Origin of the sequence: Nocardia uniformis NBRC 13702 (assembly GCF_001613345.1) — a bacterium.
GTDB classification, from domain to species: domain Bacteria; phylum Actinomycetota; class Actinomycetes; order Mycobacteriales; family Mycobacteriaceae; genus Nocardia; species Nocardia uniformis.
On sequence record NZ_BDCE01000070.1, the window covers coordinates 1 to 12,612 of the forward strand.

General features: G+C 67.8%; 16 protein-coding genes. 8 read left to right on the forward strand and 8 right to left on the reverse strand.

Annotated elements, in window-relative coordinates; genetic code table 11:
- The first annotated feature begins 10 nt into the window (after positions 1-10).
- Positions 11-1,183 carry a Dyp-type peroxidase gene (locus tag NU1_RS25850; protein WP_067525427.1) on the forward strand — a complete coding sequence of 391 codons (1,173 nt, stop codon included), beginning with the start codon at positions 11-13 and terminating at the stop codon, positions 1,181-1,183.
- A gap of 115 nt (positions 1,184-1,298) precedes the next feature.
- Positions 1,299-1,634: a YnfA family protein gene (locus NU1_RS25855; RefSeq protein ID WP_067525429.1), complete on the forward strand. Its 336-nt coding sequence runs from the start codon at positions 1,299-1,301 to the stop codon at positions 1,632-1,634.
- Between the two features lie 76 nt (positions 1,635-1,710).
- Here NU1_RS25855 and NU1_RS25860 read toward each other — a convergent pair whose 3' ends face one another.
- From NU1_RS25860 to NU1_RS25870, 3 genes are all read right to left on the reverse strand, one after another.
- A complete protein-coding gene (locus NU1_RS25860) occupies positions 1,711-2,619 on the reverse strand; it encodes an alpha/beta fold hydrolase (protein ID WP_169815142.1) in 909 nt (302 codons plus the stop codon).
- Between the two features lie 244 nt (positions 2,620-2,863).
- Positions 2,864-3,229 (reverse strand): hypothetical protein, encoded by a 366-nt coding sequence (locus NU1_RS42835; RefSeq protein WP_245720313.1) that lies wholly within the window; start codon positions 3,227-3,229, stop codon positions 2,864-2,866.
- Positions 3,230-3,284: 55 nt separating this feature from the next.
- Positions 3,285-3,923 carry a TetR/AcrR family transcriptional regulator gene (locus tag NU1_RS25870; protein WP_067525187.1) on the reverse strand — a complete coding sequence of 213 codons (639 nt, stop codon included), beginning with the start codon at positions 3,921-3,923 and terminating at the stop codon, positions 3,285-3,287.
- A gap of 182 nt (positions 3,924-4,105) precedes the next feature.
- Between NU1_RS25870 and NU1_RS25875 the strand changes: the two genes are divergently transcribed.
- The gene (locus tag NU1_RS25875; RefSeq protein ID WP_067525189.1) at positions 4,106-4,828 is read left to right on the forward strand and encodes an SGNH/GDSL hydrolase family protein; all 723 of its coding nucleotides are present in this window, start codon (positions 4,106-4,108) and stop codon (positions 4,826-4,828) included.
- 253 nt (positions 4,829-5,081) lie between these two features.
- On the opposite strand, the gene NU1_RS25880 is transcribed toward NU1_RS25875, so the two are convergent.
- Entirely contained in the window at positions 5,082-5,678 is a 597-nt protein-coding gene (locus NU1_RS25880) for a DUF4126 domain-containing protein (RefSeq protein ID WP_067525191.1), read from the reverse strand.
- A gap of 103 nt (positions 5,679-5,781) precedes the next feature.
- On the opposite strand from NU1_RS25880, the gene NU1_RS25885 reads away from it, so the two are divergent.
- On the forward strand, positions 5,782-6,675 hold the full coding sequence (locus NU1_RS25885; protein WP_157553035.1) for an oxygenase MpaB family protein: 894 nt from the start codon (positions 5,782-5,784) through the stop codon (positions 6,673-6,675).
- Between the two features lie 24 nt (positions 6,676-6,699).
- On the opposite strand, the gene NU1_RS25890 is transcribed toward NU1_RS25885, so the two are convergent.
- Positions 6,700-7,050, reverse strand: a complete 351-nt coding sequence (locus tag NU1_RS25890) for a hypothetical protein (RefSeq protein ID WP_067525433.1) — start codon at positions 7,048-7,050, stop codon at positions 6,700-6,702.
- 189 nt (positions 7,051-7,239) lie between these two features.
- On the opposite strand from NU1_RS25890, the gene NU1_RS25895 reads away from it, so the two are divergent.
- Positions 7,240-8,226: a glycosyltransferase family 9 protein gene (locus NU1_RS25895; protein WP_067525195.1), complete on the forward strand. Its 987-nt coding sequence runs from the start codon at positions 7,240-7,242 to the stop codon at positions 8,224-8,226.
- A 36-nt stretch (positions 8,227-8,262) separates the two neighbouring features.
- On the opposite strand, the gene NU1_RS25900 is transcribed toward NU1_RS25895, so the two are convergent.
- Entirely contained in the window at positions 8,263-8,589 is a 327-nt protein-coding gene (locus NU1_RS25900; protein ID WP_067525197.1) for an ArsR/SmtB family transcription factor, read from the reverse strand.
- 252 nt (positions 8,590-8,841) lie between these two features.
- On the opposite strand from NU1_RS25900, the gene NU1_RS25905 reads away from it, so the two are divergent.
- On the forward strand, positions 8,842-9,462 hold the full coding sequence (locus NU1_RS25905; RefSeq protein ID WP_245720314.1) for a M23 family metallopeptidase: 621 nt from the start codon (positions 8,842-8,844) through the stop codon (positions 9,460-9,462).
- A gap of 209 nt (positions 9,463-9,671) precedes the next feature.
- Positions 9,672-10,730: a hypothetical protein gene (locus NU1_RS25910; RefSeq protein ID WP_067525202.1), complete on the forward strand. Its 1,059-nt coding sequence runs from the start codon at positions 9,672-9,674 to the stop codon at positions 10,728-10,730.
- Here NU1_RS25910 and NU1_RS25915 read toward each other — a convergent pair.
- Complete coding sequence (locus tag NU1_RS25915; RefSeq protein WP_067525204.1) at positions 10,681-11,001, reverse strand: hypothetical protein; 321 nt, start codon at positions 10,999-11,001, stop codon at positions 10,681-10,683. The two genes, NU1_RS25910 and NU1_RS25915, sit on opposite strands and share 50 nt — an antisense overlap.
- A 188-nt stretch (positions 11,002-11,189) precedes the next feature.
- Here NU1_RS25915 and NU1_RS25920 point away from each other — a divergent pair, with 188 nt between their 5' ends.
- Complete coding sequence (locus NU1_RS25920) at positions 11,190-11,525, forward strand: RNA polymerase-binding protein RbpA (RefSeq protein ID WP_067525206.1); 336 nt, start codon at positions 11,190-11,192, stop codon at positions 11,523-11,525.
- Between the two features lie 265 nt (positions 11,526-11,790).
- Here NU1_RS25920 and NU1_RS25925 read toward each other — a convergent pair whose 3' ends face one another.
- Positions 11,791-12,582, reverse strand: a complete 792-nt coding sequence (locus NU1_RS25925; RefSeq protein WP_067525435.1) for an ABC transporter permease — start codon at positions 12,580-12,582, stop codon at positions 11,791-11,793.
- Positions 12,583-12,612 lie beyond the last annotated feature (30 nt).

Genomic DNA, 12,612 nt, shown 5'->3' on the forward strand with positions numbered 1-12,612 from the left:
CCGGCCCCGGCTGTCGCGGCGCGTGCTGCTCGGTGGTGGCGTCGCGGCGGCCGGGGTCGCCGGAATCGGATGGGGTGCGGCCACGCTCACCCATCGCGAGCACCACACCGATCCGGCGGCGCGGACCGTGCCGTTCTTCGGCGCCCATCAGTCGGGTATCGACACCGAACCGCAGGACCAGTGCGCCTTCGTGGGTTTCGATCTGGTGCCCGGCACCGACCGCGCGGACATTATCGGCCTGTTGCGGATCTGGACCGATGACGCGGCCCGCCTCACCCAGGGGCGGCCCGCACTCGCCGACACCGAGGCCGAACTGGCGGCGCGGCCGGCTCGGCTCACCATCACCGTCGGTTTCGGACCCGGACTGTTCACCGCCGCCGCGCTCGAGCACGCGCGCCCGCACTGGTTGAAAGCCCTGCCGCCGTTCACCATCGACCGCCTCGAGGAGGCCTACACCGGTGCGGATCTGCTGCTGCAGATCTGTGCCGACGAGGCCACCACGGTGTCGCACGCGGTGCGGGTGCTGTGCAAGAACGTCACCTCGCTGGTGCGGGTGCGGTGGGTGCAGCGCGGATTCCGCAATGCGTCCGAGGGGCAGAGCATGCGCAATCTGATGGGTTCGGTGGATGGCACCGTCAATATCGCCTCGGGCGTCGATTTCGATCGTCTGGTGTGGGATGACGGGACGGGGCTGCCGTGGCTGGCGGGTGGCACGTCGATGGTGTTGCGGCGTATCGCCATGGATCTCGACACCTGGGACGAGCTCGATGACGACGGCCGCGAACTCAGCGTCGGCCGCCGCGTCGCCAACGGCGCACCGCTCACGGGCACCGGTGAATTCGACGACCCCGATTTCGAGGCCGTCGACGACACCGGCATCCCCGTGATCCCGCCGTCGTCACATATCGCCCGTGCCCACCACAGCACCGACGGTGAACGGTTCCTGCGCCGCGGCTACAACTACGACGACGCGCCCGCCCCGGGCACCGTGTCGAATTCGGGTCTGCTGTTCGCGTGCTTCCAGCGCGATATCGACGCCCAGTACCTGCCCGTCCAGCAGCGCCTGGCCGACTTCGACGCCCTCAACCAGTGGACGACGCCCATCGGGTCGGCGGTCTTCGCCATCCCGCCGGGTGTCCCGAAACCCGGTGGCTACCTGGGCCAACCGCTGTTCGAGGGGTAACCGAGGTTCGCTGCGCGAAGTGCCACAGCGCATTTCGTGCAGCGAACACCATCTTCGAGCCACATACGACCGGTTGCGGGGGTGTCGCCGGAATCGGCCCGTAGGGTGCGTGATCATGACCGTGTTGCGTTCGATTCTGCTGTTCGGATTGGCCGCCGTCGCCGAAATCGGTGGGGCATGGCTGATCTGGCAGGGTGTGCGCGAAGATCGCGGCTTGGTGTGGATGGGCGCGGGCGTCATCGCGCTCGGCCTCTACGGCTTCGTCGCCACCCTGCAACCCGACGCCAATTTCGGCCGTATCCTCGCCGCCTACGGCGGCGTCTTCGTCGCCGGGTCCCTCGCCTGGGGCATGATCTTCGACGGCTACCGCCCCGACCGCTGGGATATCGCGGGCGCGGCGATCTGCCTCCTCGGCGTCGCGATCATCATGTACGCCCCGCGGCCCGCATAACCCGCGGCCGAAAATCCCCTATGACGTGGAGTCTTCCCGGTTCGGCACGACAGCTGCGTCAAGGCGTCGTGTAGCTCTACCGGTCGACTGTCGGTGGACCACACCAGTCGAGGACCGTGCGCGCGTAATCAGCGGGGACTTCCAACGGCGGCGCGTGACCCACACGGTGGAGGACCACCAAGTTCCAGTCGGGCCGCTGCGCCGTCCAGTCATCGATCGACACGCGGGGAGTCATGCGGTCATCCTCGCCGCAGACAAGGAGAGTCGGCGACGTCACCCGGCGCATCGCGTCGAGCACGGGTCGCCGCCGGACGAGCATCAGCGACGTCAGCGAGGCATACACCGTGACCGCACTTCCCAAACGTGTCGGCTCGACCGTCGACATCTCCTCCCGCATGAGACCGACAATTTCCGGCGACATTTTCGTCAGGTCACCGCCCGCATTCCATTTGCTGCCCGCAATCGACGCGGGATCGGCCAGTTGCCGCAGGTTCCAAGCGAGGACGCGCCGCCCCGAAACGCGGAGCAGCACACGGGCGATCGGCGCGACGAGGGCCAGCCCCGCCCTGCCGAGGGTTTGCCAGATGCGTGCCTCGCGGTCGCTCAGCGGGGGAGGAAGTGCCGGCACCACCAACACGAGCCCGTCAACCCGTTCGGGTGCCTGGTCGGCGAACAGCAACGCAATCATCCCGCCCGCCGACCAGCCGTGCACCGTGACCCGATCCAGCTCGAGTGCGTCGGTGAAATCGCGCAGGAACAGCGCGTTGGGTTCAATGCTCGCCGCGCGCCGGTTCGGCAGCGCGGTGTGGCCGGCGAACGTGCCGGGCAGGTCTACCGCGATCGCGTGGGCGTGTGGTCGCAGTTCCGCGAGTACGTCGAGCCAGTTCGAGGCGCTGGCGGTCGGGTTGGGAACCAACAGGTGAACCGGCGCGTCCGGCATCCGCGTCTGATCGGTTACCAGGTAGTGCACCTTCGTGCCGCGCACATCGACTGTCTCGCTGCGAATTCCGGACCACCGAGAGGCGCGCTCACCCCAGTCCGCGTATCGCATCACCCCAGGCTACGCCGGTTCTACCGGGACATTGTCCGCGACTGCTACCGGTCCGGCCGCTGGAATATTGCCCGAGTGCGATCCGCCGCACCGGCGTCGCGATCATCGTGTGCGCCCCCGCACTCCGTTCAGCGTCCGGCGCGAGATCGACCCGGCGAACCTCCGCCCAGCTCGGTGATTACCCGGGCGACTGCGTGGAGTCCTCGTCCGCGAGTTCAGCCAGCAGGTCGGCGGCATCGGCATGGCCGGTGGCGGCCAGGCGGCGCAGTTCGGGCAGATCATTGCGCTCCGAGGCCGATTCGACGAGTTGGTCCACGGCATCGGCACTGCCCGCGTCGGCGAGACGGCGCAGTTCGGGCAGATCATTGCGCTCGGTGGCCAGTTCCACCAGCTGATCGACAGCGTCCTGGTTACCGCGGGCGGCCCAGTGTCGGAGTTCCTCGGTATCGCCCTGTTCGCCAGCGAGTTCGATGAGTTCGTCGAGGGCGTCGGTGTCACCGTGCTCGGCACGCGTTCGCATCTCGGACAGATTGGCATCGGTCATAGCGCACACCATTTCAGTAATCGGCGCTCGACGGGCGGAGGACCAAGCGGGGCGCTCACGTGTCGGTCGGTGGCGTGGTGCCCGGTCCGGGCGCGAGGAGGGCGTCGATAATGGTTCGGGCGGTGTGGATGGCCGTGTCGTCGCCGAGGCGGGCGCCGACATTGGCCGCGCCGACGAGAGCGTCGAGCTGGAAGGCGAGCGCGTGCGGGTCGCGGTCGGGGGCGCGGCCCTGAGCTCGGGCCCGGGAAATTTCCTTTTCCAGGAGGGTGAACCAGTCGTCGCGGTCGGCCTTGAGGGCGTCGCGGACCGGGCCTGGGCGGGAATCGAATTCGGCGATACTCGCGACCCGGAAACAGCCGCCGGGATGGACCGGCTCCTCGATGTAGGCCAGCCAATTGTCGACGAGGGCGCGCAGGCGCGGCCAACCCCCGGGTTCGGGGAGGGCCGGGCGGATGACGTGGTCGATGAAGACGTCGCGGGCGGATGCGACGGCGGCCAGTTGCAGCTTCTCCTTGGTGCCGAACAGGGTGGCGACGCCGCTCTTGCTGACCCCGAGGTCACTGGCGAGCCGCCCCAGGCTCAAACCCGTCAGACCCTCGACGGAGGCGACGTCGGCGGCGTGGCGGGCAATGGTCGCGCGAGCTCGGGCACCTTTGACGAGGCGCTGGTCGGAGGTCTGCGTCGGTTCGGGCACGGGTACATCCTTCCACTTCCCCCTTGCCAAAACGCACGACCGGTCGTACTTTTCAACAATACGACCGATCGTACGTCCATTTCCGCTCCCGCGCACGCACGCCGCCCACGACCGACCGGTCACGTGCCGCGAAACCGATCTCACCCGAACCACCATCCGATGCCATCCCAGGAGACTCTCCGATGAACCAGCCCCTCAGCGCCGAAACGCGCACCGAAGCCAACGATCCGATGCTGCTGTCCCCCGACGCCGCCCGCGCCCTGCTCGCCGAGGTGCCGTGGCGACGGTTCGCGGTGATCGGCGATTCCACCGCGGCCGGTACCGGCGATCCGGCTCCCGGTTACGAAACCCGGTCCTGGCCCGACCGCCTCGCCCGCGCGCTGCGCTCGGCGCACCCGGACCTCGAGTACCTCAATACCGGCGTCATGGGCGCGACCATCGCCCAGGTCCGGGACACGCAACTGCGGCAGGTACTGGAATTCGCACCCGATCTGGTGCATATCAGTTGCGGTGGCAATGACCTGTTCCTCCCGGATGCGGACCTGGCGCGGGTGGAGAGCGATCTCGATGAGCTGTGCGCGGCGCTCGCCGCCGACGGTGCGCGGCTGTCGATGTTCACCCTCGCCGACGCGTTCTTCGACCGATTGCGGTCGCTGCGACCACGTTTCGTCGCCTTCGCCGATATCGTCCGCCGCGTCGCGGGCCGCCACGATGCCATTCTCACCGAGTTCTGGGAGCACCCCGCACGCCTGCGCGAGGACTGGCTCAGCGCCGACCGCATCCACCTGACCATGGCGGGACAGGCGGTGGTGGCCGCGGAATTGCTGAAATCCCTCGGCCGACACGGGGACTCGACACCCACCGGCACGGTCGGAAACCGGCGCCGACCGGGACACGAGGACTGACGACACCCCGGGAGCCGACCCGAGGCGGCAGGCCGCGCAACGATGCACCCTGTGCACCAGCGCATTTGGCGCGCCCCCGCAGAGTGTCGGCTCCACGTGAAACCATCCACAACCCGGTCGGTCCGATTCGCAGCCGCGAAATACCTCGCTCGCGCAACCGTTCCGCTACCCACGACGACACCGTGCCGGGTCCACCCGACGCCCTCGCGAACCCGCGCACCCTGACCGGCCGCGTCACCCGAGCACTACCCGCCTAGACCGCGGGTTGCTCCCGCCCCTCGCGACGCGCCCGCCGCCGCCGCAGATAGCGACGAATCCGGGTGGCCAGGAAGACCACCAGCACGACGCCGATCACGAGCAGGACGGCCGCGCAGATGGCGGCGGCCACGGGATAGAAGATGGCGAGGGTGATGACGCCCGCGACCGTCACATCCTCCGCGGTGCTCATCACGATATTGCTGGCGGGCTCCGGCGAGGTATTGATCGCCATTCGCGTTCCGGCCTTCACCAGATGACTGACCAGCGCGGTGGTACCGCCGACCGCGCCCGCCGCGAGCTGCGAGATCGAACCGTCCTGATCGGCCAGCAGACCCGCGACCACGGCCCCCGCCGCCGGGCGCACCACGGTATGCACCGAATCCCAGAAGGAATCCAGGAACGGGATCTTGTCGGCCACGGCCTCGATGGCGAACAGCACCGCGGCGGCGATCAGTACATCGGTGCGCTGCAACGCTTCCGGTACCTCATCGGACAGGCCCGTCCGTCCGAACAGTCCGAGCAGCAACACCACGGCATAGGCGTTGATCCCACTCGCCCAACCCGCGGTAAAGATCAACGGCAACACTGACATTGCGCCATCGTAGGGCGGCCGGGACCGGTCGGGCACGCTTGACGCCACCCACCCCGTGAGAGATAGTGACAGAAATTCTCTCATCCTCAATGTGGAGGTCGCCATGAGCACGGACGTGCCGCGCTTCGGCCCCGGATCGCTGCTGTACGAAACCTACGGTGACCGGCGCGGATATCTGCTCGCACCGCTCGAGGGCCTGCTGCAGCTGATGTACCCCTCGCTCGGTAAGGGCGTGCAGCAGCATTCGGACTTCTTCAATGAACCGTGGGAACGACTGTTCCGATCGGTACCGCAGATCCAGGGCATGATCTACGACGGGCCGGACGCACCGCACACCGCCGCGCAGGTCCGCGACTTCCACAAAGACATCAAGGGCACGATGGACGACGGCGAGCGCTATCACGCCCTCGATCCGCACACCTACTTCTGGGCGCACGCCACCTTCATCGATACCGCCTGGCGCGCCCGCGACCTGTTCGCGCAGCGGCCCTACACCCACGATGAGAAGGCCGCCGTCTACGAGGAGGGCATCGCGTGGTGGCAGATGTACGGCATGTCCATGCGCGTCGTGCCGCCCACCTACGACGACTTCGTCGAGTACTGGAACCACACCATCGACAATGTCCTGGAGCCGACACCGTCGGCGCGCGGGCTCATCGACTACTTCGACAGTGCCGGCGATATGCCGCAGCCGTGGATTCCCCAGGCGCTGTGGCGCATTCTCGCCCCCTCCGTGAGCGAGGCGTGGCGACAGTTGCTCGTCGGCACCCTGCCGCCGCAGCTGCGGGACCTGTACGGCTACCGCTGGACCCGCGCCAACCAGTTGGCCTTCGACACCTTCCGCCAGGCCGTCGCACGCACCTGGCCTCTACTGCCGGAATCGGTGCGGGTCATGCCGCGCGCCCGCGCGGCCTATCGACGCGAGGGCCGCACCGGGCTGCGCGTCGCCCTGGAACGCGCATCGACCCGGCCGCGGCAGTTGCGCGCGGCCGGGTAACCGGAGAGCGGGTTCAGCGCGTCATCAGGTCCACAGCGCCGCGACGAACACATTCACAATGGCCAGCCCGCCCGCGGCATGGGTCATCCACGGCACCGCCTTGCCACGCTTGGCGTCCGCGCGCCCGATCTCGGCGAAGGCCGCCACCGCGACCGAGATGACCAGCTTTATGCCGATCTTGGTCATATTCGGGTCCTTGCCGAGCGAATCGATCGACTCGGCCATACCCACCAGGATCACACCGGTGATCAGCTGTGCGCGGGCGCCCCACACCATCAACTCGGACACCCGGGGCTGTGATGCCGCGTATCCGCCGACCACCGCGGCCATACCGAGCAGGTGGGCGACAACCATGAGGTTGTAGACGAAATCCATGAATCCACACGGTAGTTGATCAGCACCCGTCAACGACAGACCGTAGTAACAAAATTTGCTGATCCCGCGACCGAGCTCGCGTTTCGCGCGGGGGCGCGCCGGGTAGTCCACTCCCAGTGGCTCACGTCGGTCCGTGTGCAGCGGGGGTGGGCCGAACCGCGCTGGGCAACGCATGGCTAGGAGAAGAGGGTGGCGGTTGTACTCGTGCTACGTGCACGCGGGCTGGGCGATCTGCTCACCGCCGTTCCCGCCTTGCGCGCGCTTCGCCGCGCCAGGACCGGTGACCACATCGCATTAGCCGCTCCACCGCGTCTCAAACCCATTGTCGATCTCATCGCCTCCGTCGACGAGATGATCTCCACCGCCGGACCGGCCGGTATGCGGTGGGATGGGCCGACACCCGCGCTCGCGGTCAATCTGCACGGCTCCGGCCCCGAGGGCCTGGTCGAATTGACCCGCACCCGCCCCGACCGCATCCTCACCTACCGCAATCACGCCTTTCCGGATCTGCCCGGACCGGAATGGGAACCGGATATGCACGATGTGGACCGCTGGTGCCACCTCCTCGAGACCGACGGCATTACCGCCGACCGTCGCAATCTGGGCCTGGTACCCCCGGTCGCCACCACCAGCCACAAGGACTGCGTGGTCGTCCACATCGGCGCGGGCGCACCCGCCCGCCGCTGGCCGCCCGACCGGTTCGCCGCGGCCATCCGGCATCTGCTCGTCCAGGGCCGCGAGGTCGTGATCACCGGCGACGAATTCGAACGCGACCTCGCCCTCGGCATCGCGGCCCGCGCCGGGCTACCGGTCTCCCGGGTACTAGCGGGAGAACAGAATCTCATCGAATTGGCCGCCACCGTCGCAGAGGCGGCTTTGGTCGTCTCCGGGGACACCGGCGTCGCGCACCTCGCCACCGCGTTCGGCACGCGGACCGTACTGCTCTTCGGCCCCAATCCCCCCTCGCGCAATGGGCCGCCCCCGCATCTACTGGGACGGCATGTGGTGCTGTGGGCCGGGCAGCTCGGCGACCCCGATGCCGCCTCACCCGATCCGGGGCTGTTGAAGATCGGCGTCCCCGAGGTGGTGAACGCCGTGGACAAGCAACTGCACAAGCGCCCGTGGCCGGGTACCGGCATGGATCGGCGCGGTCAGCAGTTTCGCCGGGTCGGCTGACACCGACGAGTCCGCTGATACCGACCCGAAGCGCCCCTAGATCTCCCCCATATCGGCGCGCGCGGACGAGATAGCCGCCGAATAGGCGGCGATCGCACTGGGCCAGAACTGTTCGAGGTAGTCACGGGCATCGGCCAGACCACGCGGATCCAGGGAGTACAGCCGCCGATTACCGACCGGCTGCGCCATGACCAGGCGGGCCTCCCGCAACACCTTGAGGTGCTGCGATGCCGCCGAATTGCTGACTCCCGCGACCTCCGCGAGCTCACCCACCGACCTCGGCCCCTGCGGCAGCGCCTCGAAGAGAATGCGACGGGTGGGGTCGGCCAGTGCGATGAACACTCGAACTCCGTTAGCGACCACTTAAATAGTGTGTCGAGGGGTCGGCGTGTTGGTCAAGATCGCTACCGCGCGCATTTCCGCAGGTCGTCTCAAAACTACCGGCGTGTCGTTATCGACTTGTGATACATCAACTGGGCTTTTGCGCAAATGTGACGGTAACGACACGGTTTCGGACCAGGGGTTTAGGTCCCGTACGTTCGAGCCATGCCCGTAACCGTTCCGTTATCAACCGGTCGCGTCCTTCGCCGGTACCGGGCCGCAGCAACTCGTGCCGTGGCCGTTACCGCGATCGCCGGAGCTTCGCTCTCCGTACTCGCCGCAGCCGATCAGCAGACCGACAGCAACCCCGTGGGACAGCTTTCCGCCGCCCCGCATCAGGCCACCCCCGTCGCCGCCCCGGTGGCCGGCGCCGTGCAGATCCCTGACTTCGTTCCGCCGGAGCTGGTGCCGCCGCAGGTCCACGACCTCCTCAATGGCATGGCCACCGATCACCGCCCGCGCACCGTGCGTCCCGTCGCCGGCCCGGTAAGCTCCGGCTACGGCATGCGCTGGGGTGCCATGCACGCCGGTCTGGACTTCGCCGACGGCTTCGGCGCGCCCATTGCCGCCGTCACCGACGGTACCGTCATCGAGGCGGGCCCGGCGTCCGGCTTCGGCCTGTGGGTCCGTGTCCAGCAGGATGACGGCACCATCGGCGTGTACGGCCATATGCAGGACATTCTGGTGCAGGTCGGCCAGCAGGTGCGCGCCGGTGACGTCATCGCCACCGTCGGCAGCCGCGGCTACTCCACCGGCCCGCACCTGCACTACGAGGTGCACACCCCCGGTGGCCCCATCGATCCGCACCCGTGGCTCGTGGGTCGCGGCGTGGATCTCGGCTACTCGCGGGACTGATTTCCCGCGCCGACGCCGCCGCGGCGCGATGGTCGACAGCCGGTGAGGGGATGCCGACTTCGTAAGACGACGCGGACAGCGATTCAACGAGGACCCCCGGGTTTGCCCGGGGGTCCTCGTCGTGAATATCCCCTAGTACCAAGGTATTGGGCGGGAACGGCTCTCGTGGGGGACCCGGCGTGCGGGGTTGCGAACCTAGCGTCACCGCCATGATCATCGCCGCGCCCAGCGCTCCCCCGCGGTCCACCACCCGGCGGCCGCATCGCCCGCTGCTGGCCGCCACGGCCGCCATGTCCGGGCTGGCCGTATTCGCGGTATTGGCCATGATCGTCGATGACCGCATGCTGTTGAACGAGTCGATCTGGTTGAAGCCGTTCAAATTCGGGCTCTCGTTCGCGCTCTACACCGCCACCCTCGCCTGGCTGCTGTCGTTCCCGCATCGCGGCCGGCGGGTCACCTGGTGGCTGGGTACGACATTCGCGGTCACCGGCATCGTCGATGTCGGGTTCATCGTGGTGCAGGCCGCGCGCGGCACCTTCAGCCATTTCAATACCCAGACCGATGCGGTCAACAGCATCGGGCAGCAGGTTTTCATGTCCGGTGTGATAGGGCTGTTCCTGGCGAATCTCGTACTCGCCGTGCTGCTTTCGTGGCAGCGGATCACCGATCCACCCACCAGCCGCGCCATTCGCGCGGGCCTGGGGATCGCCGCCCTGGGTATGGCGATGGCCTATCTGGTGGGCGGCACCGGTCGGCAACAGGTGACCGACGCGTACGGCAGACCGGTGGAGCTCGCCGCCGGGCATACCGTCATGACCGATCAGCCGCCGGTCCGCGACGGTGTGGGCGCGATGCCCGTCACCCAGTGGAGTACCGCGGGCGGCGACCTGCGTATCCCGCACTTCCTGGGCATGCACGGTATCCAGGTGCTCCTTCTCGCGGCGGTACTGCTCGCCCGATTCGCGCCCCGGATACCGTGGCTGCGCGGGGAACGGGCGCGCGCCGATGCCATCGCGGTGCTGGCGCTCGGCTACACCGCGCTCATGGCGGTACTGCTGTGGCAGGCGCTGCGCGGCCAGGCGGTCACCCGGCCCGATGGCGTCACCCTCGCGGCGCTCGGCGCATTGGCCGCGGTGACGGCCGGGGCGTTCGCGCTGGTGCGCTACCGGGCCGGTCGCGATCCTTCGCCCGGCCCGGATGCCTTGCGCGGCACCGCTCTCAGCGCAGGCGTTCCGCGTCCCGGGCCATCGCGACCAGCGTCTCGGTGAGTTCCTTCAGTTCCGTCTGATCGGCGCCCTCGGCGACCGCGGTCGCCACATCCTCGGCGGCACACCGCGCGGCGAACCACCGATCCGACAGGTCGGCCACCTCCTGGGCCGACAGCACCACCGAGTCCTCGGGAATCCCGGTGCCCTTCACGCTGTTTCGATGTTCATAGGCGCGTTGGCGACAGGATTGGCGACAGTATCGACGACGTCGCCCGATCTCGGATTCGCCGATTTCTCTTCCACACCACGAACACGACCCCAGGCGGCGCATGAGTCGAGAGAGTAGCCGCTGCCTGCGCGAAGCGGGCGCGGGGCACGCCGGTCGAAGCGGGTGTCGCCGACGGCGTAGAATGGCTGGGTTCTCCCCACGGGAACCGAATCGTGCACCGATGCGTTGACGCTATGTAAAGGCGTCGACACCGAAGTAACGTTGCCGACAGGCGAGAAGGGACCGCACCCATGGCAGATCGCGTACTCCGAGGCAGTCGTCTCGGAGCGGTGAGCTACGAAACCGACCGCGACCACGACCTGGCGCCGCGGCGAGTGGCGCGGTACAAGACCGATAATGGCGAAGAGTTCGATGTGCCCTTCGCCGATGACGCGGAGATTCCGCCCACCTGGCTGTGCCGTAACGGCCAGGAAGGCGCTCTGATGGAGGGCACCACCCAGGAGCCCAAGAAGGTCAAGCCGCCGCGCACGCACTGGGACATGCTGTTGGAGCGTCGCAGCAAGGAAGAGCTCGAAGAGCTGCTCCAGGAGCGGATGGACATCATCAAGGCCCGCCGTCGCGGATAAACGGATGTAGCACCCGTTTTCGACAACGAGGCCCCCGCACACACGTGCGGGGGCCTCGTTCGTCGTACGGGCCTCGTTCCGTCGTACAGGAGCCGTGTACGCCCGGACCCGGGGGGCCGCGTACGTCCACGCAGGAGCCTCGCTGGTCCGGGCGGGAGCCCTGCTCGTCCGTACGGGAATCTTGTGTGTCGCGTCGAGACGGACAGACCACAAGGGCCCGGCCGTCACCCCGCGGTGGCGGCTGGGCCCTCTGGTATCCGTCGGATCAGTGGCTGGCGACCTTGCGGTACTGCAGCAGGGCCATGGGTACGGCGACGGCGAGGATGGCGAGCGAGCACAGGACGGCGTACTCGATGCAGTGCTCGGCGGGCCAACCGTCGGCGGGGATGAAGGTCGGGGGTGCGCCGTTGTCGAAGAGTTTGCGGCCCGCCGCCGAAACAGCGGTAATCGGGTTCCATTCGGCGATGGTGCGTAGCGGGCCGGGGAGGGTTTCGCCCGAGATGAAGGCCGAGGAGATGAAGGTGAGCGGGAAGAGCCAGATCAGACCCGCACTCTGCGCCACTTCCACGCTGGGCGACATCAGGCCGGTCAGTGCGCCGACCCAGGACATGGCGAAGGCGAAGAGCAGGATGATGGCGAAGGCCAGGACCGCGTCGGCGACGGGACCATTGATGCGCCAGCCGACGGCGTAACCGCAGCCGACCATCACGCTCAGGGCGAGAATATTGACCACCAGATCCGACAGCGTGCGTCCCATGAGTACCGCGAGCCGCGACATGGGCAGCGTGCGCATCCGGTCGATAATCCCCTTCTGCAGGTCATTGGCGAGGCCGACCGTGGTGAAGGCGGCATTGAATGCCACCGTCTGGGTGAAGATTCCGGCGAGCAGGAATTCGCGATACTGGCTGCCGCCCAGGGAAGCGCCGAAAATATAGGCGAACAGGAATACGAACATGAGCGGCTGGATGGTCGCTGTCACCAGCAGGGTCGGCACCCGCAGGATGGTGAGCAGATTTCGGTAGGCGACGATGGCGCTGTCGCGCAGGACGCGCGGCATCCAGCCGATATCCACCGGTTCCGGCGCTTT